Source organism: Sphingobacterium sp. SYP-B4668 (assembly GCF_027627455.1).
Classification (GTDB): domain Bacteria; phylum Bacteroidota; class Bacteroidia; order Sphingobacteriales; family Sphingobacteriaceae; genus Sphingobacterium.
Map to the genome: position 1 here is coordinate 599,845 of NZ_CP115483.1, position 22,593 is coordinate 622,437.

Below are 22,593 nucleotides of genomic sequence, written 5' to 3' on the forward strand. Positions count from 1 at the left end.
GGATAATGAAATTCTTGTTATTTAATCTTGATGAAAACATGAAAAACGTAATTGACAGGTATTTTGGTGCAGACAAATGGAATATAGGATTTGTTAAACAATCTGCTGCAGATTTAATCCGGAGAAAAAGATTTAATGGAAAAGTAGTATGGCTGGAGGAGGATGAAGCCCATTATTCGGCAGACCCCTTTGTTGTCAAAATTAATTCCAGTCTTTTCATCTACTATGAGGAGCTTAACTTTTGGAAGATTAAAGGTAAAATTTCAAGAATTAAAAATTTTAATTTTAGCACTAAACAAAGGATATCTGGGCTTACGCCAAAGGGGATCCATTTTTCATACCCGTACATTTTTGAAGAAAAATCAAATTTTTATTGCATTCCAGAAACAGCAGATGCAGGTGAAGTAAGTCTGTATCAACTGGATCATAAAAACTCGACCGAGCTAAAGAAAAAAAGGGTTTTGCTAGTGGGCCCTCGCTATGTAGATACTTCGATTATCCACTACAAGGAAAAATATTGGTTGTTTACCAATATAGATGGCATGTTAAATGATTTATACATATACTATTCAGATTCATTAGAGGAGGAGTTTAAGCCACATGCATTAAACCCCATTCCGGTAAGGTCAAAAAATTGCAGGAGTGCCGGAAACTTATTTATAGTAAACGGGCAACTTTACCGCCCAACTCAGAATCTGGAAATCCGTTATGGAGGATCCATAATTATTAATAAGATTTCTGAACTTTCTGAACATTCATTTAAATCAGATCCTGATTTTGAATTATTACCGGAAGCCCCTTATTTGGAAGGTATGCATAATATCAGCTTTGGAGACAATTTGATTGTTGTAGATGGAAAGAGAAGAACACATTCTCCCATCACTCCCGTACATAGATTATTAAAAAAAGTTCTTTACTAAAATAGTATGCCCTTATTGGCGCATAATGTTAGCTGAGAAGTGTGATTATTTTCAAAGGATGGATACGATTTCAAATAGATTATTATTTGTATCAATGTCTGATACTGCAGGTGGAGCAGAAAATATCCTGCGTATGATAGCAGGGGTAACAAACAGTCCATTAATATTTCTCAAACATGTATTCGATTCGCGCCTTTTCATACCAACAAAACAGGAGGTAAAGCATTTGACTCAAGGGGCGCTATTGATCGGCTTTTTAAAACTTATTAAAGAGCTGTGCCCTTACAGAAAAGATTACACGATCATAAGCACACATCCTTACCTAAATTCGTATTTAGGCCTACTCAAACGCGTTGGTTACCTAAAATCCAACCTGATTGTCCGCGAATGTACTTCGGTATTTACTCGCTATACAGGTGTCAAAAAATTGAGCTATCAGATAGCATATCGATTAGGTTATCCGGCAGTTAATTTAATCGTATGCCAAACGGAGATTATGCGTAATCAGCTATTAGCGCAAAATAAATTTATCCCAGACGATAAGGCTGTAATAATAGAAAATCCGATTGACCTAAATCATATACTAAGAAATGCAGAAGCCTCTATAGATGAAAGTCTGACAGATTCAGAATTTATCTGCTCAGCTGGCAGGCTAATTCCTGAAAAGGGCTTTTCAATACTAATCCGTGCATTTGAAAAAATTGCACAGCAGCATGAGAATCTAAAGTTATTGATATTAGGAGAAGGCAAAGAAAGGAAAAATCTACATACTTTAATAAAAGACACCGGTCTACGAGAGCGAGTAGTCCTAATGGGGCATGTTGATAATCCAATACCTTATTATAAAAAAGCAAAACTATGTGTTGTCTCATCTATTAAAGAAGGATTTCCAAATGTTTTACTTGAAATGATGGCCGTAAATGACTCGGTTGTTTCAACCCTTTGCGCCGGCGGCATTGAAAAAATACCTTCTATTTTTAAAGTTGAACCCAACAATATCAACTCTTTAACATCAGCTATAGGATTTGCCATTGCTGCTTATCCCAATCAGAAAGACAACGGCAAACAAGACTATCTCAAAGATCGCAGTCCTGAGCAATTTATTAATTCCATTCTGGAAGAGGTGCACCGGGTAAATAGCTTATAACTTTTAATAAAAAGACTCAAATAGTCTATAATTCATCTATAAACTTATATCTTATGAAAATTTTAGTCACAGGTACGGCCGGATTTATTGGCTTCCATCTAGCCAAACGTTTGTTAGAAAGAGGAGATACTGTAGTAGGTATAGATAACATCAATGATTACTACGATGTCAACTTAAAACACGATAGACTTATAGAAACAGGAATAGATGTGACAGCACTTGAATATGGTAAAAGTAGGATAAGTACTAAATATCCAAATTATACTTTTATTAAATTGGATATATGTGATAGTGAAGGTTTAGCGGCTTGTTTTGAAACTTTTCAGTTTGATGCTGTTTGCAACCTTGCTGCACAAGCAGGCGTAAGATACAGTATCACAAATCCTGAAGTTTATGTAGAGACTAATATTAAAGGGTTTTTGAATGTTTTAGAATGCTGTAGAAATTTTGAAATTAAACACTTACTTTATGCCAGCTCATCAAGTGTGTATGGGTTAAATAAGTTAATGCCTTTTTCTACACATGAAAGTGTAAATCATCCCGTTTCACTATACGCTGCGTCTAAAAAAAGTAATGAATTAATGGCTCATGCTTATAGCTATTTGTTTAATTTGCCAACGACAGGTTTAAGATTTTTTACAGTTTACGGTCCTTGGGGTAGACCAGACATGGCTTTGTATATTTTTACTAAAGCAATAATGGAAGGTCAAGAAATAGAAGTTTTCAATAGCGGTGAGATGAGTAGAGATTTTACTTATATTGACGATATTGTCGAAGGTATAGTTCGAGTAATTGATACTCCCGCACAAGCAAATCCAAATTGGAATGCGAAAAGCCCTGATCCTGCCACTTCAAAAGTACCTTACGTTGTTTATAACATTGGAAGAGGAGAACCGGTAAGTTTGCTAAATTTTATTAATGAAATCGAAAAACATACTGGAATTAAAGCCAATAAAGCTTTTTTGCCTATGCAAGCCGGAGATGTTGCCGAAACTTCTGCTGACATTAATGATTTAACCAATAAGCTTCATTATCAACCAAAAACAAGTGTGGGAACAGGAGTGAAAAATTTTGTAAAATGGTACAACAACTATTATACAGCGTCTTATCAAAATCAGACAAAAATTATACAAACCGCAAATGGTTTGTCATAATACTGTAACATAAGGTTTTTTAACAACTTGAATAATTTTACTTGAAAACAAAAATTTAAAAAACCACAACTAACTAAATATCAAGGCTTAACGAAAAAATATTCAAAATTAAGTTAGATAGCTACTTCATTATCTGCATTGTGTTTTAATTTACAAATCCTTTAGGTTTGCGCCCAAGATGTAAATTTAAAACACAAATTCATGCAGAAGAGAACAAAATTAATTACAAAAGTGCTAGTATTTAGCTCACTACTGTTTACAATTTTTACCTTTAGTCAATGTCAAAAAGAAGGGGTAGAAAATCTAACAATTGATGCGCCTAACGATGTGGATTTACAAAGTGTTGTTTCAACAACTTCAACTTCTGTATTCACAGTAAATGTTTCAAAAGGTATTTCCGATGGCGGATTTTCGGTACGAATTCCGATGGACGCCAATTTAATAAGCGACACGAACGATAAGCCAACTGCATCAACCGTAAGAGTATTTGAAAATGGTGTTGAAATAGGGCCTTCGCACTCTGTACACCAGGAAATCAGAAACTTAGGTAAAGGTCGTTTCAGTCATAAATCGGGCTTCTTGTTTCTTTCGGCTTCTGATAACTCAGATCCGCGAACCAATCGTAAGAAATACACCTATACTGTAGGCGATCAAAGCATTACAATACCTCCAGTTGTTCCGCCAACCGGTACCACAGATCCTCCAGTATCTACTAATGTACCTATCGGATATGCTTCTGTAAATGGTAAAACAACAGGTGGTGCAGGTGGTCAGACAGTAACTGTGTCAACTTTTTCTGCGCTTCAAAGTGCTGTATCATCCTCGGCACCGTTAATTATACAAGTATCCGGAACGATTACCGGTTCAGGACTACTTCGGGTAGAATCTAATAAAACGATTTTGGGCCTTAACGGATCTAAACTGATTGGTGCAAGTTTATTTATCTACGGGAAGAGCAATATCATTATCCGGAATATGACAATCAGCAAAGTTAAAACATATTCAAATATAATTATCAAAGGTGGTGCACACCACGTATGGGTAGATCACTGTGATCTTTCATCAGAACGGGTAAGTGACTGGGATTACTATGATGGATTGTTGGACGTAGGAACTGGTGCTGATTACGTTACACTATCATGGAATAAGCTGTACGATAACCATAAAGCGATGCTGATCGGTTTTAGTTACAATGAGCCTGAATCTGTTGGTAAACTTCGTGTTACTGTACATAGTAACTATTTCTATAATGTTTCAGAACGTTGCCCGAATGTAAGATACGGAACTGTTCATACTTTCAATAACTATTATGACAATGCAGGATTTGTTAGCTCTTTTATGGGGGCAATCGTAAGAGTGGAAAATAGTTATTTCAAAAACACTACACTTCCTATCAGAACAGAACTTAGTCCTGTAGCAGGTGTTATCAGCGGTGAAAGTACCAATATATTTGATAACTCTGGGAAAAACAAAATTACTACGGCCCCTTCAAACTGGGTACCTACTTACGAATATAAATCAGTACTTAGTGCTGCAGCAAATGTTCCATCTATTGTGATGAAAGGTGCTGGCGCAACTTTATAATCAACAGAAGTAAGTTAAAACATTTAATTGCAAGGCCATCTGACTGTAAGTCAGGTGGCCTTTTGGTTCATGTATAATTCTTTTTAATTCCACTATTATGGCAGAAAATAGAAAAAAAGTATTGATAGCGTGCGATTCTCCGCGTACATTACTTGATTTTAGGGGTAAACTCATTGAAGAACTTATCAAGAAGAATGAGGTGTTTGTTTATACCCCAAAAATTTCACAACAGCATGTTCAAGAAAAGCTAAAGAATCTTGGAGTAACTGTTTTTGAAAATCATCTGAACGGAAGTAATGTATCGATCCTCTCCGATCTTACATACATGATTCAATTATACAAGGTTATCAGGAAACTAAGACCGGACATTTTCTTTCCCTACACATTTAAACCTGTAATCTATGGAACTATTATAGCAAAGCTTTGTGGAATAGATTGTATAACTCCGATGTTAACCGGACTGGGATATAATTTTACCGATAATGGTTCTAAGAAGAGTGTAGTGAGTCTGATAACCAAAACACTGCTTAAGTTCAGCCTAATGGAAAACCGAAGGGTCAGAATCATTTTTCAGAACCGAGATGATTATAATAAACTAATAGAATCAGGTATAATCGGAATTAAACATCAGGCATTTGTAGTAAATGGTTCTGGTGTGGATTTGGGCCATTATGATTATTCTGAACCAGAAACTACTAATATCAGCTTTCTAATGATAGCTCGCCTTATCAATGCAAAAGGTGTAAATGAGTTTTTTGAAGCCGCGAAAACCATCAGATCCAAATACCCGGACATAAAATTCAGGCTTATTGGTTCTTTTGATGATAATATTGACTCCATTAACAAAGAACTGTATTTCAAAATCCAATCTGGAGATACCTTGGAATATATAGGGCAAGTGGATGACGTAAGACCATATATAAAAAATTCATCCATCGTTGTACTCCCTTCGTATTATGGAGAAGGTGTTCCCAGATGTATCCTAGAAGGCATGGCCATGGGAAGGGCCATCATTACCAGCGATTCTGTTGGATGTCGTGAAACTGTAAATGTTTCACCTTCCTGTACTAATGGTTTTTTGGTTCCGGTAAAAAATATTCCAGCGCTTGCTTCCAAAATGGAGCACTACATAAATAATACCCGAGATATTATCTCATATGGTATCAATGGTCGAAAATTCGCCAAAGAGAAATTTGATGTGAACCTTGTCAATGCAGAAATGCTGAAAATCATGAACGTTGGCTAGCTTGTACATCTAAAAAACTGTAGTTCTTTAAAAATACTATAAGTCATGGCATATCGCTTAATCAATTTTCAACAATCGGAAGAATGGACAGCATATGTCCATAATTCTGTAAACTATGATTTTTATCATACCTGGCACTATCATTCACTAGAGAAATACGGGGATCCATTTCTTTTCGTTTACGAAGAATCGGATGTGTTTATTGCGCTACCTCTGCTAAAAAGAGAAATTGAAAATTCAGGTTTATATGACCTGACTTCTGTATATGGTTATTCAGGGCCGATTTCCAATAGAAAATTTGCAGACATAAGTGACCAGATACTTGAAAATTTCAAGTATTTCTTCTTAAACTTCATGAACACGGGAAGATATATCTGTGTTTTCTGTAGACTTAATCCTTTCATTGACCAGAAAGTGTTGATTGAAAAAATAGGAGGTATTTCCAACAATGGTAAAACTGTATACATGGACTTATCCATTTCTATTGAAGAGCAAAGAATAGGCTATGAAAAAAGGATGGGCAGACAAATCAGACATTTGAGAAAGATGCCTTACAATATTAAAGAAGCTAAAACCGGAGATGAAATAAGTTTATTTACGGCCATGTACAATGAGAACATGCACCGGCTGAAAGCAGAAAAAAGCTATTTTTTCAACGAAGATTATTTTGCAGCAATCATTAAAGAGGATAGTTGCAAGTTAATCGTGATGTATGATGGAGTTAAAATGATTTGCGGCGCAATTATTATGTGTTGTGGAGGCATAATCCGAAACCATCTGTCTGCCACAGCAGTCGATTATGTTAATCAATCGCCCAGTAAGTTACTCACGGACGAAATAAGTATAATAGGCAGGCAGCTGGGAATGAAGTATTTTCACCTGGGCGGTGGTTTGGGAGGTCGGGAAGACTCCTTATTTAAATTCAAATCATCCTTTTCAAATCTGTTTCTCGAAGATTCTACCTGGAAATTTGTATCGGATACAGTCGTATACAATGATCTGATCAAAGAAAGAAAGAACGATTTAAATATAAATTATTTCCCCTTGTACCGTTACCCTGAAATGGCCATTAAATAAAAGCAATCCGATTTCAAAATACCGGATTTTCTAAAAAAAATAAATTTTAACCATTAAATCTGTATGCTTTGAAAAATATATTTAATTATTCTGGAGCTACTATTAGTGACTTTGAGAATGCAATTGATCAGTTTGGTTGGGTTATATATGAAAACGCTCTTAATGAAGGGCTGATTGCTCAAATTATTAATGACCTAGAACCGGCTTATTTGCAAAGAAGAGAAATCCAAACCCAAAACGGTATTGAAACAAATATGGAGGGAACCCTTCATCATTTATTGGAATGCGACAATTTTAGTTTACATTTTTTAGAACAAATGTTTTGTGATAAGGAAATGCGCTTCTTTTTAGGTGGAAACTATATCTTAAATGGGTTTAGCGCGGTTATTAACATGAAAAATGATAGGCCGTATGTTCAAAATATTCATCGGGATTTGAGAAGTTTTACCGGAAATATGAAAATGATGATCCAAATGATTGTGTTGCTTGATCATTTTACAGAAGAGAATGGTGCTACTTATTTACTTTCAGGCTCACACAAAGAAGATATTAAACCAAGTGAGGAATATTTTTACAAACACGCTGACCGGGCGATAGCAAAAAAAGGCAGTATTATCTTGTTTGATTCTAACTTATGGCATGCTGCCGGTAAAAATTATACTGAAAATGCTAGAAAAGTATTAACATTAAGTTTCACCAAACCATTCTTTAAGCCAATGTTTGATTTTCCAAGATATTTAGGTTATGAATTTGGAGAATCTTTAAGTGAAAGCTTAAGGCAAGTTGTTGGTTACAACGCCAGAATTCCAGCAGATTTGTACGAGTTTTATCAACCTCCTCATAAAAGAATGTATTTATCGAATCAAGGTTAATAGTTTTTTTGAGAAAATTTAACTTCCAATTTTTATGAAAGATCAAAAAGAACTTCAGAAAACCATTGGAGGCTTTTTTCAGTTACAACTCTCAAATGGCGAAGAATACTATCCTTCACTCATAAAATTAAATACAACCAGAAATGCATTGGAATATATATTGAAGGTTAAGGGGTATACTAAAATTTATATACCCTATTTTACGTGTGATACGATATTGGAACCTATGTTAAAATTGGCAGTTCCATATGAGTTTTATACACTGGACAAACAGTTAGACCCTATAGTTGATTTTGAAATTGGATATGCTGAATGCTTTTTGTATACCAACTATTTCGGCATAAAACAGCATGCAGTAGAAAAATTAAGCAAAAACGTTAAAAATTTAATTGTTGATAATTCGCAGGCCTTCTTTTCAAAACCAATAGATAAGATCGATACAATATATTCATGCAGAAAGTTTTTTGGCGTCTCTGATGGTGCTTACTTGCAACTTAATAGTAGTCTCCGATTGAACATAGAAACGGACATATCTTTTGATAGATTGTTGCATCTTATAAAGAGTATCGATGTTGGGAGTGAAAATTCATATGGGGATTTTGTTGAAAACGATAAAAGTCTTGAAAATAACGATATTAAAAAGATGTCTATTCTAACGCAGAAAATTCTTTCCGGAATTGATTATCAACACTGTGGAAAAACAAGAAAACAAAACTTTAAATACTTGCAAGAAAATCTGGGTGCAATAAATGAACTTGATATTGAAATGCCTCTTGATGCTGTTCCAATGGTATACCCTCTTCTTATTTCAAATGATCAAGTTAAAACTAAACTTATAGCGAATAAAATATTTGTTCCTACTTATTGGCCCAATGTTTTTAAGTGGACAAACGAACATATGTTTGAAAATCATCTGGCAAAACACCTTGTCCCACTACCAATAGATCACCGGTATACTATAAAAGATATGGAACGAATAGTTTGTGTGTTGAGAGATATAATACGTGAACTAGCATCCTAACTCTATTGACTAGGCTCTTTATTTTTTGATTCACACTATGAATTTTCATTTAAATAAGATGGATAATTTAGTTTATATAAGACCATTGGTTTTAAGTGATGCAAATGTCTCTTATCAGTGGAGAAATGATTCTGATATCTGGAAATATACTGAATTTAAACCTGATAGATACATTTCTTTAGAAACTGAACAGGAATGGATAAAAGGCAAATTAGAGAATAAGGATGAACGACGGTTTGCAATTTGTCTTAAAGAAAACAATCAATACATAGGAAATATTCAGTTATTAACTATAAATAATGGACTGGCATCCTTTCACATATTCATAGGTGAAAAAAGCTTATGGGGAAACGGAATAGGCAAGCAAGCTACAAAGCTTATATTAAAATATGCTTTTTTCGAACTAGGTTTAAAATGTGTTTTATTAGAGGTAAATCCATTAAATATTTCTGCTTGTAAAACTTACGAAAGAATGGGTTTTGTTGCAGTAGGTTCCAATAAAGTAAATGGATTTATTAAAATGAAATTAAATAAAAAAGAGTTTCCCATCCAACTTTAGTTCACTTACTATCATGAGAAAATTTAATTACTCTTTTTCACAAAGAGCAATGGATAGCCTACGTATGTTGCCAATGAGCCAATATATAATTCCTTAGTTGATCGTATAGGAATCGATCCTAATAATAAGATTGACAATTTCCCCTTATACAGATGCGACTTTGTGCCAGTAAATAATGCAGTACTCCAATATTAGCTAATATATGTTAGTATTTGATTAACCTCTTGGTCTTGTGTCCACCTAAAAATGTATTCTATGATTAAATTACTTACCCTTAACGAAAGAAATGAATGGAATTCTTACGTTAAACGCTCTTTTGTACACGATTTTTATCATACCTGGCATTATCATTCTTTAGACAATAGTGGTAATCCTATACTCTTGATTTATGAAGAAGGCGAAGATTTCATAGCCTTTCCGTTCCTCAAAAGAGCTATCCCTGATTCGTCATTTTTTGATTTAAGCTCTGTTTATGGATATCCTGGACCAATTGCAAATAAAAAATTCGAACACCTGGATGAAGGATTAATCGATAATTTTAAAAAGTCATTTTTAAAATTTCTGAAAAACGAACAGATAGTCTCCGTATTCTCCCGATTGCACCCTTTTTTTGATCAGTATATTTTGATGAAAGAATTTGAGGGGGTTCATGAAAATGGACTTACTGTTGCACTCGATCTGAATTTACCTTTAGATGTTCAGCGTAAAAAGTACGATCGGTCTACCACTAGAGCGATCAAAAGGTGCCGGGATAAAGGATACTTCGTAAAGGAATCAAAACGACCAGAAGATATTGACACATTCATTGATATCTATACAGAAAACATGCGTCGAATCGGATCCACTGAATACTATTTATTTGATAAGCAATACTTTACAAACCTAATTCATTCAAATGAGTTTGACTGCAGATTATTATTGGTTTATTTAGGTGATGAAATAACATGTGTAACGATCATCTCTTTTTCTCACGGCATTATTCAGGCACATTTGGTTGCTACTAAAGCATCATATTTAAATCAATCTCCTGCAAAATTTCTAGTTGATGAAATTACCATTATTGGACGGGAAAGGGGAATGAAGTTTTTTCATCTAGGTGGGGGGCTCGGCTTTAAGGAAGATTCCCTGTTCCGATGGAAATCGGCTTTTTCAGATCTGTTCTTAAACTATAAAAGCTTCCGGTTCATTGCAAACCACAAAGCATACAACTATTTGCTTGATAAGCGAGGAATTGATAAAAAAATAGCAATCGACTATTTCCCTTTATACAGAGCTTTCATTACCTTATTTTCCTCTTTATCATTTATCTAAAATTACTCTTATGAAAAAGTTATTATTTAGTGATAAAGTACATTCAAGATGGTTGATATTATTGATCGATCAGTTAATCGTAATCTGGACACTCTTTATATCTTTATTGCTGACCAAAAAAATTGAATCTGCTGAATTGTTTTACACGAGCGATATCCTGTATATAGGTCTGTACAGTGTGATCTCTATTTACGTGTTTATCAGCATGAGAATTCATACAGGAATCATAAGGTATTCCAATACAGAAGATATCTTTCGTGTATTCATGGCAGTGCTAATAAGCAGTATTGGTTTTATGCTTATCGGTAATCTGCTTGTTGCTCCATATTTTAAACTTCCATGGATATGGTTTGACAAAGCACTGTTATTGAACTTTTTTATTTCTTCATCCTTGTTAATTATTTTGAGAATAGCCGTTAAACACATTTTTGGATATTTAAAAGATTTACAACCTGGAAATATAAAGGATAATATCTTAATTTATGGGACTGACAACACCTCAATCCTAGTGAAACAAGCACTCGACACCTGTCAGGAAGCACCTATAAACGTGTTTGGTTTTATTGATGATGATCAAGATAAAATAAACAAACATATAGAACAAAAAAATGTATATCCGTCATTTTGCATAGAAACACTTAAGAAAAAATATGCTATCAATAAGGTTTTATTAGTTGGCAACGATCTGAATATTAATGGAAAAAAGAAAGCAATTGAAAAATGTATAGAGCTGGGCATTAAAGTCGTTACAGTGCCGTCCTCTGATAAATGGCTATATGGCAAATTAAGCCCTAATCAGATACAGGACTTGAAAATTGAAGATCTTTTACAACGGGAACCTATTATCCTCAAAAAGAATAATGTATCAAAAGAGATAAACGGAAAGAGAGTTTTGATTACCGGAGCAGCAGGTTCAATCGGTTCCGAAATTGTACGTCAGGTTTTAAACTATAACCCAGAGTATATCATCCTCTGCGATCAGGCAGAAACACCTTTACATGAGCTTCAGCTTGAAATTGAAGATTATTATCCCCAAGGTAAAACCAAAATATTCATGGCCAACATCCAAAACAAAAGCCGGATGAAAACACTGTTTGAAGAATTTAAACCACAGATTGTTTTTCACGCGGCGGCTTATAAACATGTTCCGATGATGGAAAATAATCCTGCAGAAGCTATATTAACCAACGTATTAGGTACGAAAAACATATCCGATCTTTCGATAGATCATGAGGTAGAAAAGTTTATTATGATTTCTACAGACAAAGCTGTAAAACCCACTAATATTATGGGAGCTTCTAAACGTCTTGCAGAAATGTATATCCAATCGCTAAATAACAATAATATATTATCAGCTTCGGAGAACGTTAGAGCAAATTTTAAGAGTTTACTTAAACCAAAAACTAAATTTATTACGACCCGTTTCGGGAATGTTATGGGGTCAAACGGATCTGTCATTCCGAGATTTAAAGCTCAGATAGAAAAGGGTGGCCCAATAACAGTTACCCATCCCGAAATAACCAGATATTTTATGACTATTCCTGAATCTGTACAATTGGTATTGGAAGCTGCGGCAATGGGAAATGGAGGTGAAATCTTTATTTTTGATATGGGAGACCCGGTTAAGATTGTTGATCTGGCAAAGAACATGATCAAACTTGCCGGCATGGCGCCTGATAAGGATATCAAAATTGTTTTTACCGGACTACGCCCCGGAGAAAAGTTATATGAGGAGTTACTCCTTTTGGAAGAAGAAACTATTCCGACCCATCATCAAAAGATTAAAATATCTAAAATTATTGATTATAGCTTTAATTATGTTCATCAGGTTACAGAGGAATTATTGTGCTTAAATAGCTTGAACAATGACTATGAAATGGTAAAAAAAATGAAAGAAATTCTACCAGATTTCATCAGTAATAATTCCAAATATGAAGAGCTAGACTTGTTTGAGGCTAATTAGATCAACTTTTACATTTTTTTATTATGGGCATACACGTAGGAAATATTCTAAAACAGGTTCTTCGAATGGAACGTATTGGGATTAGCGAATTATCCCGAAAGCTTAAAGTAAGTAGAAGAACAATATATAATTGGTTTGAACAAGAGAATTTGAATCTTCAAATTCTCTTAGAAGTTGGTAATATAATTGGACACGATTTCACGGCCGAACTACCTGAAACGTTAATAAAAAACCATCGTCACGTGCTTAGTGCACAAGATGCTTCTTCTGTAAAAAATACAGACGCCGATAATAATTCTGTTTATTTCTGGATGAATAAATATATTGGCTTGTTAGAAAAATATAATGATCTATTAAATCTCATTTCCGAGGACTCACCTTCAAATAAGAATCCAACAGGCAAAAATGGTTATTTTTAATGTAAAGATGACCTGAACCCTATCCTACTATCTCCATCGATTCAGAATCAATATATAAAATATAGAGAACACAAAGATTTGCGTTTTCTTCTGCCCTAAATCAGGAGAAACCAAAAAACTGTTAATCGAACCCTAAAACCAAAAACAGGATATAAAACACCACCTCACCATCTCTTCTTTTAACATTCCTCTCGTTCCCTTACTTTTTAAGTACGGATTCCAATCCTCAACAGTCAGTACATCGTATTTTATGACGTTCAGAATTGGCACGTATTTTTCCCAGTATGTTCCTTAGAATTCCTTATTACTGAAACAGTAACAACTGTTGCTAAACCTTAACCAAAAGTCTAAAAACAACAAAAGCCTCACTTTTCAGTGAAGCTTTTAATTTGTAGCCCGTAGGGGAATCGAACCCCTGTTTCAAGAATGAAAATCTTGCGTCCTAACCCCTAGACGAACGGGCCTTTTTGTGTTTCGGTGTGCAAATATAGAAACAACATTCTATAAACCAAAATTATTTTGATATTATTTTTATTTTTTTCAGAAATAGATTTTTGTTTGCACGAATTTATGTATTTTGACTAGTTATAAATGTCTGTATTGTGACTATGAACAAAAAACATATAGGAAGCGTAACCTTAGGGCTATTGATGGTTGTACAAGGGGTTTCGAATGCACAAGAGAAGCTAATGAAGTCAGCTTTACACGTGAAGTGGAAAATAGAGGAGACGAAACCGATAGATGAATCGTCAACTTCTTCATTTATTATAAAAAATACAGGTACTAAAGCTGTAGATATAAGGGATTGGTCGCTTATGTTTAACTATTTATACCCGGTGAAAGAAGATAAAGGAAATACGAAGTTTTTGGTGGAGCACAGAAACGGTGACCTATATCAATTAAGTTTCTTAGATAACTCCTATCATGTCATCAAACCGAATGATTCACTGATTGTGACATTCGATGCGATTGCACCATTGCGAACTACGAGTAAGGCTCCAGGAGGCCTTTATTTTGCCAATAGGAGCGGCGAAAAATTTGACGTAGTCAATTACAAGATTGTGGAGCCAAAGATGGACAATGCACAAATGATGGAGGTATTGGAGAAGCAATACATATTCAACCAAATGGGCAATGCACAGCAAGGCCAATTAATATTACCGACACCTGTATCCTTGATTCGAGATTCTGAACGCACATTCTTACTGCCTAGTAAATTGAGTGTCCAAACAGATGAAAGATTTCTCGATGAAGCCAAAATATTTGTATCTGATATAAAGCAATTGGGATGGAAAGCATCACTTTCTGGAAAATCTAAAGGTGTTATTTCAATTCAGAGCTCGCAAAGCCTCGCAGCAGATGAGTACACGTTGAACATAGATGGTGAGGGTGTTGTGATAACCGCCTCTAGCGCTACCGGTGCTTTCTATGGACTGCAATCCGTCAAGTCTTTGCTTGTGCCTCATAATCCTGCCAAAACAAATGCATTCTTTCCTTATGTACAGGTGAAGGATAAGCCACGGTATAAGTACCGTGGATTTATGATGGATGTAGCCCGTAATTTTCAAGACAAAAAGATGGTTATGAAGATGTTGGATGCAATGGCTATGTACAAATTAAATGTATTCCATTTTCACTTCACTGAAGACGAAGCTTGGAGAATAGAGATTCCAGGACTTCCTGAGCTGACAGAGGTAGGTAGTCAAAGATCAGCAACATTTGCAGATGGTCGCTCTTTGCAACCTGCTTATAGATCGGGTGCTAAGGGCAAGGGACGGCAGTATTACACCGTTAAAGATTACATCGAAATCCTTCAATATGCAAAAGCAAGACATATCGAAGTCATACCCGAGATTGAGACACCTGGACACGCACGGGCAGCCATTAAATCAATGGAGTCTCGGTACAATAGGTATATGAAATCAGGAGAGCAAGATAAGGCCGAAATGTATTTATTACACGATATAGCCGACAAATCTATTTACAATTCAGCCCAAAATTGGAATGATAATGTCATCAATGCGGCACTACCCTCCACATATGCTTTTATTGGAAAAGTATTAGACGAGTTAAAGAAAATGCACCAACAAGCTGGAGTGGAGCTCAGAACTGTTCATCTAGGGGGCGACGAAGTGCCCGCTGGTGTATGGGAGAAATCGCCGAAAATAGCGGAACTGATGAAAGCGGCCAATTTAAAATCAGTCAATGACGTATGGCCCTATTACATACAAAAAATTAATAATCTGGTCCAAGAGCGTGGATTGACAATGGAAGGATGGGAAGAAATGGGAATGTATAACGATGGGAAGGGTATGGGCGTAAATCCACAGTTGACAGGAAAGGGAATGAAATTGGATGTTTGGAATAATCTCATTGGTGGTGGGCAGGAGGATCTTGCGTACCGTCTCGCAAATGAAGGATACAAGGTCATATTTGCAAGCGCCAGTAATTTTTATTTAGATATGGCCTGGAATACAACATTTGCAGAAACGGGTCTAAATTGGGCTGCTTATACAAACTTAAGAGAAGCCTATACTTTTGCGCCAGAGAATTTCTTTGTTAATGTCACTGAGATTGGAAAAGGAAGGGCAAAAGGCGCAGCGTATTTTAAAAATAAAACTAAGTTGACAGAGATTGGAAAGGCTAACTTTTTGGGTGTCAAGGGAGCAATATGGTCTGAAACGATAGGAAGTGCCGCAGATATGGAATATTTAGTATTTCCAAGATTTTTGGCGGTAGCTGAGCGCGCATGGTCTCCGGTAAAGAGCTGGGAGGAATCTGCTTCTTATGATCTCAAGAAATTTGATAAGGATTTTGCCGAATTTTCTAAGAAGGTAGGAGGGGTGGAATTACCAAAGTTAGATAAGCTAAATGGTGGCTACGCGTATCGACTGCCAGCTGTTGGCGTTAGGTTGGAGGGACAAAATGCATTGGTGAATACCGAATACCCAGCCTATCAAATATTTTATACGGATGATAAATCTGAACCTACACTGAAATCTCAACCCGTCAAAAATGGCGTAGTCAAGTTAGAGAAAGGAAAAACATACTCCTTCGCCGTTTTCGCAAGCAATGGTAGAAAAGGACGAACGTATAGTTTTAAATACAATTAATGACTAACAGACGAAGGTCTAGGCCTTCGTCTGTTAGCTTATGAATTTGATAATATCAGCCATTTCGATATCGCCGTGTGAGGCATAGTACAAACATTCATCTCCCTTTATGACCAGTATCTGAGGCGATTCATGGTGGATCTGCCATTTCTCGGAGATCATATTGGAAATCTCTCTATAGCGGATTAAATCTAGATAATACAAGCTATAATCAGGAGGCAGTAGTACGGCACTGTACTCCAATGATCGCTTAGCCATACTGCTTACCGAACAGCGTGTACTGTGTTTGAAAATAACATGAATTTGACTGTCCTGAGCGATATCGTCAAGCTGCTGAACGGTTGAGAGATCTTTCCATTGAATCATATTGTAATTTGTTATAGTGAAGAAAATTTACTAAGCTCCATATCTACAAAGGCCGCTACTGTTGTAAAAGTCACACTTTTACTGTTGTCATTTGAAGACTTAAAAGTCGTTGGTAGAATCAATCCAGCACCAATATCCTTATAATTGTCGACCATATACTGTACATTACCGTCTTCCGTGTCCAATTCCCAACGACGTATTCGTCCACTATCGGAGTTGAAGTATAACTTACCGCTTATTCTGATATTGACCTCGGAAGTCGTACTAACATTAATCATGGTTAATTTCTCAGTATCAACTATTTTCTGTTGAACATCATCCGGTTTTAATTGTTTGTTGCCTAACGTCGTCGGAAGAAAAAGAAGAGATATATCCTTTTTGAACTGTTCTGATATTATTGGAAAATTCTTAATTGTAAAATTTTCAATATTGGTCTGCTCTACTTCATTGACATAAAGCTTTTTTATTTTGTTGCTTTTGTAATTGAATAATAATACAATTTGATCGCCAGAGGAAGTTGATCCTTCAAAACGAGAATCTCCATTTTTTCGATTTATTAAGAATTTTCTAGGATTCTCAATAAAATTGGAAACATTGTTACCAGAAGCCGAAAACAGGATGAAGTGTGTTTCTTCCCATTTGGCCTTTCCACCTATTCCTTCCCACAATTTATTGGTTGATACAGCCTCTTGAGCTGTCAAACTATTTTGGGAAAAAAGAGCGCAGAAAAAAAAGATGAATGATAAGAATTTGAAAGTTTTCATATTCATTATTTTAGTAAGAATAGACAGCTAGCAGGAAGGGATTACGTAGTAGCTGCAGTTCTTTGACGTGTGTAGGAACGCTATCTTGTCCTTGTTTTTTTCTTGGGATAGGAATTATATGCGGCGCATTGTTTCTGGGACGAACAGGACGAAAGTAAGGTCGATCCGATAAATATGAACGTAGCCAAAATCAATAAGTAACATTTCATGTGGATTGTATTTTGATAGTCAGCGTGAATTGCACCTGACAATTTTTATTTAATATAGCGTCTATTGTGTGTATTTACGACCGATGTTCGCCATCTGTATAGCTGTAATTGCAGCCTCTTCTCCTTTGTTCCCGTGTTTACCGCCTGCGCGTTCCTCTGCCTGTTGTAAATTGTCCGTCGTCAATACCCCAAATATGACCGGCCTGTTGTATTTGAGCGCTACATTTGCAATGCCGTTAGCAACAGCGTCACAAATAAAGTCAAAATGCCTAGTTTCCCCCTGTATCACACAACCTAAACAGATGATTGCATCAAATGTTTGGTCCCGTAGTAAGATATCCGCTCCAGAAATAAGTTCATAACTGCCAGGTACCTCAACCAACTCAATGTTTTCTTCTTGGGTATTATGTTTCAATAAACCCTGTACGGCACCATTTAACAATGCGCCTGTGATTTGTGCATTCCATTGGGATACGACGATTCCAAATTTAAAATCTTTCGCATCACTAACTTGGATGTGAGAAAAATCAGATAAGTTTTTTAAAGTACTTGCCATATGGTTACAAACTTAGACAAACTTGCTTTTATATGCAATTATAATTGTTCGGATTATAAAATCGATGTGTACAAATGATACGACATCTTGATATTTGATTTTGTATCTTAATGGAATGTCCAATTGATATTTGATGACGATTTTCCAGAGTCTTGCAATGTCGAACAGGAGGAAATGGTATATATAACAAAGGGCTGCCATAATGCAGCCCTTTGTTATATTGTACGCTAGGTATATCCTATTGCTCGGCTTTTACACGAGCGATTAACCCTTCTACCAAAGAAGCCTCTTGGCTCTCTGGGTAGTTATTTTTTATTTTGGTATAAGCTTCTTCAGCTTTTTTATTTTCTTTCAACTGCTCATACACCAAGCCTAATTTTTTAAGGAATAAAGGGGAGGTATAAGAGTTTTCCTTCTTCTCTGCAGCTTGCTTATAGAAAGAGGCCGCTTTGTTATAGTCTTTTTGTTCAGAATATGCATCGCCCAATAGACCTACGACTAGTGGGTCTAAGACCTCACTGCCCGTATCGGAGTATTTTTCTAAAGCCTCTATTGCTTCAGCATACTTACCTTCTCTAAGGTACAAGCCCCCAAGGTAAGCATTTGCGATATTCGCTGATTTCGTGTTAGAATATTCATCAGCGATTTCTTTGAATCCTGGGTATGATCCATCACCAGCAATCGCTTTTTTCTGTAGAGAGTCATCAGTAGATGAAGCATATTCTTCTGCTTTGAAAACCAAGTTGGCGGCTTTTTCAGCTCTTGGTGCTAAATAAAGCTTTTGGTAACCGAAATACAATAATATAAGGACTGCAATACCACTGACAATAAAAGTGATACTTTTCTGGTTTTCAATAAAAAATGAACCTTTTTGAGGTTTATTTGCAGGTTCAGCTGCACGGGTTTGATTATTTGACATTTTCAAAAAATAAAAATTCGGAAAGCAAAATTACACTTTTAAAAATTATTTGCAAGTGTTTTGGGTTTATATTATTAGGAATGATGAGGTTATTGGATTTGCACTTTCTCTTTATCCAATACTTCATAGATGGAGTTCTGACTTTTAAACTCTGGTACGATACGCTTCATTTGTCTAACCATGTCAGTTTCATTCTGTGTCTTAACAATCTCAAATAGCTTGTTAAGTTCTTGATTTACATAGTTAAAGTCGTTTTCCCGGACCTGTGCAATCATAATTTTTTCATGATGAGTAGGCATGGTGTTTTCTAGGTCATTCAAGAGCTCTTCATACAACTTTTCCCCCGGGCGGAGTCCCGTGAATTTTATTTGAATATCTTTGTTGGGGATATAACCAGATAGCTTAATCATTTTTTCAGCTAATTCGACAATTTTTACCGATTTCCCCATATCGAATACAAAAATCTCACCACCTTGACCCATATTGCCAGCTTCTATAACAAGTTGACAGGCCTCAGGGATGGTCATGAAGTATCTCGTTATCTCCGGATGAGTGACCGTGACTGGGCCGCCCTTCTCAATTTGATCCTTAAATCTAGGGATGACAGATCCATTGGAGCCCAGTACATTTCCAAATCGAGTCGTGATGAATCTCGTATTACGCTTGTCAGGATTGGATTGTTGGATATGGGTATTTAGTGACTGTACATATATTTCAGCAATACGTTTAGTAGCACCCATGATATTTGTTGGGTTGACCGCTTTATCTGTAGAGACAAAAACAAATTTTTCAACATCATACTCCACCGCTAGATTGGCAATGGTGAAAGATCCGAAGATATTTGTACGAACTCCCTCAATGGGGTGGTTTTCCATCATGGGGACATGTTTGTAGGCGGCAGCATGATAGACCACATGGGGTTTGAAGGTCTCAAAAAGGGCAATCATACGTTCTTCATTCTTGACGTCAGCAATGAAGGTATGATATACTTGATTTTTGTGCAAATCTTGGAGGTCCAATTGTAGATTGTGCAGTGGCGATTCGGCTTGGTCACATAAGATAATCATCTGCGGCGAATATTTTCCAAGTTGTTTGGATATTTCGCTTCCGATGGATCCGGCTGCCCCAGTGACAAGAATACGCTTGCCTTTCAATTGGTCCAATATGTTATTGTTGGATATCTTTATAGGATCTCGCTCCAATAGATCTTCAATTTTTATTTTTTGTATCTGATTTGGGTTTAAGTCTCCGTTGATAATCTTTTGTACTGGAGGTAGTGTTAACACATTGACATTGTATTCTAGACAGATATCAATAATTTCATTTTTACGATGTGCAGGAATGTTGTGCGATGCAATAATCAATTCCTCTACACTCAATTTGTTGATGAGTTTGTCTAAGTCATTCGGGGAATAGATTTTGACCCCATCGATAGATTTTCCGATTTTTTGATCACTATCATCCAGGTAACCAATGATAGCATTTATAGACCTAAGGTCGTGATCCATCGTTCTTTTAACGGCTATTCCTAAGTCTCCTGCTCCAAATACTAACGTATTCTTTTTCGTATCCCTAGCGGCTTTGGTATATTGAAAGAAAACTTTGATTGACGTGCGATAAATGACTAAGCAAACAAATGCAAATAAGGCATATAGGATAATCAGGTTCGTGGGGAGGAGAGTGGGGATACGAAGTGCAATAAGCACCAATTTGACAGCAAATAGAATGATTACCACAAAAAGAATGGTAGATAGTATTCTTATCGAATCTACTGCACTAGTATACCTAATGATGCCCGTGTGTGTTTTAAAGATTAAAAAAGCGATAGAAGTCACGGACATTCCGTATAAGAATTCCCCCGCAAGTGTGGGTCTATAAAATGCTTCTTGAGAGAAGTTGTAATAGACAGAGTACGCTAAGAAAAATGCAAAAGAAGCACAGGCAATATCAAAAAGAAATATTATCCACCGCGGGACGATGCTCAGTTGATTGACTGAATTTAGTATTTTCATCTGTTTTTAATCTGGACAATGGTTAAGCAAATCTAAACTTTTTATTCATCAAACTATAGTGTTGACCACTATTATTGTTAGCTGAAACTAAAAGAATAGCGTTTTCTTTTAGATACCTTAATATTTACCTAAATTAGTGACAGAAAAATTTTGAATAGATGGGTAATATTTCCAAAATAGCCCAACAAGCGATGATGCAGCCTCAGGAGGCGCTTATGGCTGTTGGTAAATCCAAAAATAGCCTTACCATAGGTATTCCTAAGGAAGTGTCATTTCAAGAAAACAGAATTGCATTGACACCTCTTTCTGTTGCACTGCTGATTGAAAATGGGCATGAAGTAATATTAGAGTCAGAAGCGGGGGCTGGCTCTAATTTTTTGGATCAGCATTACAGTGAGCAAGGAGCCTTGATTGTATACAGTCCTGAAGAAGTCTATAAAGCAGACCTGATTATAAAAGTGGCAAGTCCAACATTAGACGAGGTCGGACAGATGAAGCCGGGGCAGGTGCTATTTTCTTCCCAGCAGCCCTCGATGATGAGTCTAGAGGTCTTACAAGCCTTGATGCGGAAGAAGGTTACAGCACTATCATATGAATATCTTCAAGATGAGGGCTGTCACCTTACCGTCGTTAGAGCAATGAGTGAAATCGTCGGAGCTACTTCAGTATTGATAGCCGCAGAATATTTAAGTAATGTTTTTGACGGAAAGGGTTTGATGTTGGGCGGAGTGACCGGTGTACCTCCTACAGAAATGGTCATTATTGGGGCAGGGACGGTTGGCGAATTTGCTGCCCGCACAGCGATTGCGTTGGGAGCACAAGTGAAGGTCTTCGATAGCTCGGTTTACAGACTTCGGAGGTTGCAGAACAATGTGGGTAGCCGTGTATTTACCTCGGTAATGCAGCCCATAGTGTTGAACAAAGCAGTCCGATCTTGTGATGTCGTTATCGGTGCTGTTAGGGCAACAAATGGACGGTCCCCTTGTATTATCTCCGAGGAAACTGTTTCACAGATGAAGCCAAATTCGGTATTAATCGATGTAAGTATCGATCAAGGAGGCTGTTTTGAGACCTCGGAAGTAACCAGTCACGATAAGCCCATTTTTCGAAAATACGATGTTATCCATTACTGCGTGCCCAATATTGCCTCAAGAGTAGCTCGTACAGCTACTTATGCATTGACCAATATATTTACACCGATCCTTTTGCAAATTGGAGAGGCTGGAGGAATGAATAAGATGATTTGGGCAGACCAAGGAATCCGTAGTGCGATTTATTTGTACCAGGGAAATCTCACCAATAAAGACATGGCCAACAAGTTCAATCTTTCAGCAAAAGATTTGGACTTGATCATCGTCTCCAATCTCTAGCGATATGGAAT

At 36.3% G+C, this 22,593-nt stretch carries 19 protein-coding genes and 1 tRNA gene; 14 read left to right on the top strand and 6 right to left on the bottom strand.

Annotated features, from left to right (window positions below; translation table 11 throughout):
* The first annotated feature begins 38 nt into the window (after nucleotides 1-38).
* From OQ289_RS02515 to OQ289_RS02570, 12 genes are all read left to right on the top strand, one after another.
* Nucleotides 39-920: a glucosamine inositolphosphorylceramide transferase family protein gene (locus OQ289_RS02515; protein WP_270089299.1), complete on the top strand. Its 882-nt coding sequence runs from the start codon at nucleotides 39-41 to the stop codon at nucleotides 918-920.
* A gap of 58 nt (nucleotides 921-978) precedes the next feature.
* On the top strand, nucleotides 979-2,067 hold the full coding sequence (locus OQ289_RS02520) for a glycosyltransferase (protein WP_270089300.1): 1,089 nt from the start codon (nucleotides 979-981) through the stop codon (nucleotides 2,065-2,067).
* Between the two features lie 53 nt (nucleotides 2,068-2,120).
* Nucleotides 2,121-3,221, top strand: a complete 1,101-nt coding sequence (locus OQ289_RS02525; protein ID WP_270089301.1) for an NAD-dependent epimerase — start codon at nucleotides 2,121-2,123, stop codon at nucleotides 3,219-3,221.
* A gap of 201 nt (nucleotides 3,222-3,422) precedes the next feature.
* Nucleotides 3,423-4,805, top strand: coding sequence for a pectate lyase family protein (locus OQ289_RS02530; RefSeq protein WP_270089302.1), 1,383 nt, complete (start codon nucleotides 3,423-3,425; stop codon nucleotides 4,803-4,805).
* Nucleotides 4,806-4,902: 97 nt separating this feature from the next.
* On the top strand, nucleotides 4,903-6,051 hold the full coding sequence (locus OQ289_RS02535) for a glycosyltransferase family 4 protein (RefSeq protein WP_270089303.1): 1,149 nt from the start codon (nucleotides 4,903-4,905) through the stop codon (nucleotides 6,049-6,051).
* A gap of 45 nt (nucleotides 6,052-6,096) precedes the next feature.
* Nucleotides 6,097-7,128: a GNAT family N-acetyltransferase gene (locus OQ289_RS02540; protein WP_270089304.1), complete on the top strand. Its 1,032-nt coding sequence runs from the start codon at nucleotides 6,097-6,099 to the stop codon at nucleotides 7,126-7,128.
* Between the two features lie 68 nt (nucleotides 7,129-7,196).
* Nucleotides 7,197-8,000 (top strand): phytanoyl-CoA dioxygenase family protein, encoded by an 804-nt coding sequence (locus OQ289_RS02545; RefSeq protein ID WP_270089305.1) that lies wholly within the window; start codon nucleotides 7,197-7,199, stop codon nucleotides 7,998-8,000.
* 34 nt (nucleotides 8,001-8,034) lie between these two features.
* Complete coding sequence (locus OQ289_RS02550) at nucleotides 8,035-9,021, top strand: hypothetical protein (RefSeq protein ID WP_270089306.1); 987 nt, start codon at nucleotides 8,035-8,037, stop codon at nucleotides 9,019-9,021.
* A 58-nt stretch (nucleotides 9,022-9,079) separates the two neighbouring features.
* Nucleotides 9,080-9,580, top strand: coding sequence for a GNAT family N-acetyltransferase (locus OQ289_RS02555; protein ID WP_270089307.1), 501 nt, complete (start codon nucleotides 9,080-9,082; stop codon nucleotides 9,578-9,580).
* 255 nt (nucleotides 9,581-9,835) lie between these two features.
* Complete coding sequence (locus OQ289_RS02560; protein WP_270089308.1) at nucleotides 9,836-10,891, top strand: GNAT family N-acetyltransferase; 1,056 nt, start codon at nucleotides 9,836-9,838, stop codon at nucleotides 10,889-10,891.
* A gap of 10 nt (nucleotides 10,892-10,901) precedes the next feature.
* Nucleotides 10,902-12,854 (top strand): polysaccharide biosynthesis protein, encoded by a 1,953-nt coding sequence (locus OQ289_RS02565; RefSeq protein ID WP_270089309.1) that lies wholly within the window; start codon nucleotides 10,902-10,904, stop codon nucleotides 12,852-12,854.
* A gap of 65 nt (nucleotides 12,855-12,919) precedes the next feature.
* On the top strand, nucleotides 12,920-13,273 hold the full coding sequence (locus tag OQ289_RS02570) for a hypothetical protein (protein ID WP_270089310.1): 354 nt from the start codon (nucleotides 12,920-12,922) through the stop codon (nucleotides 13,271-13,273).
* A gap of 392 nt (nucleotides 13,274-13,665) precedes the next feature.
* On the opposite strand, the gene OQ289_RS02575 is transcribed toward OQ289_RS02570, so the two are convergent.
* Nucleotides 13,666-13,737, bottom strand: a tRNA-Glu gene (locus tag OQ289_RS02575).
* 144 nt (nucleotides 13,738-13,881) lie between these two features.
* On the opposite strand from OQ289_RS02575, the gene OQ289_RS02580 reads away from it, so the two are divergent.
* The gene (locus OQ289_RS02580; RefSeq protein WP_270089311.1) at nucleotides 13,882-16,386 is read left to right on the top strand and encodes a family 20 glycosylhydrolase; all 2,505 of its coding nucleotides are present in this window, start codon (nucleotides 13,882-13,884) and stop codon (nucleotides 16,384-16,386) included.
* Nucleotides 16,387-16,419: 33 nt separating this feature from the next.
* On the opposite strand, the gene ytxJ is transcribed toward OQ289_RS02580, so the two are convergent.
* The 5 genes from ytxJ to OQ289_RS02605 all read right to left on the bottom strand — a co-directional run bounded on the left by ytxJ (nucleotide 16,420) and on the right by OQ289_RS02605 (nucleotide 21,212).
* Nucleotides 16,420-16,752 (bottom strand): bacillithiol system redox-active protein YtxJ, encoded by a 333-nt coding sequence (gene ytxJ, locus OQ289_RS02585; RefSeq protein ID WP_270089312.1) that lies wholly within the window; start codon nucleotides 16,750-16,752, stop codon nucleotides 16,420-16,422.
* A gap of 11 nt (nucleotides 16,753-16,763) precedes the next feature.
* Nucleotides 16,764-17,516, bottom strand: a complete 753-nt coding sequence (locus OQ289_RS02590) for a hypothetical protein (RefSeq protein ID WP_270089313.1) — start codon at nucleotides 17,514-17,516, stop codon at nucleotides 16,764-16,766.
* Between the two features lie 270 nt (nucleotides 17,517-17,786).
* Nucleotides 17,787-18,281 carry a 6,7-dimethyl-8-ribityllumazine synthase gene (gene ribH / locus OQ289_RS02595; RefSeq protein WP_270089314.1) on the bottom strand — a complete coding sequence of 165 codons (495 nt, stop codon included), beginning with the start codon at nucleotides 18,279-18,281 and terminating at the stop codon, nucleotides 17,787-17,789.
* Nucleotides 18,282-18,519: 238 nt separating this feature from the next.
* Entirely contained in the window at nucleotides 18,520-19,200 is a 681-nt protein-coding gene (locus OQ289_RS02600; RefSeq protein ID WP_270089315.1) for a tetratricopeptide repeat protein, read from the bottom strand.
* Nucleotides 19,201-19,289: 89 nt separating this feature from the next.
* Nucleotides 19,290-21,212 (bottom strand): nucleoside-diphosphate sugar epimerase/dehydratase, encoded by a 1,923-nt coding sequence (locus tag OQ289_RS02605; RefSeq protein WP_270089316.1) that lies wholly within the window; start codon nucleotides 21,210-21,212, stop codon nucleotides 19,290-19,292.
* A gap of 158 nt (nucleotides 21,213-21,370) precedes the next feature.
* Here OQ289_RS02605 and OQ289_RS02610 point away from each other — a divergent pair, with 158 nt between their 5' ends.
* The gene (locus tag OQ289_RS02610; protein ID WP_270089317.1) at nucleotides 21,371-22,582 is read left to right on the top strand and encodes an alanine dehydrogenase; all 1,212 of its coding nucleotides are present in this window, start codon (nucleotides 21,371-21,373) and stop codon (nucleotides 22,580-22,582) included.
* Nucleotides 22,583-22,593 lie beyond the last annotated feature (11 nt).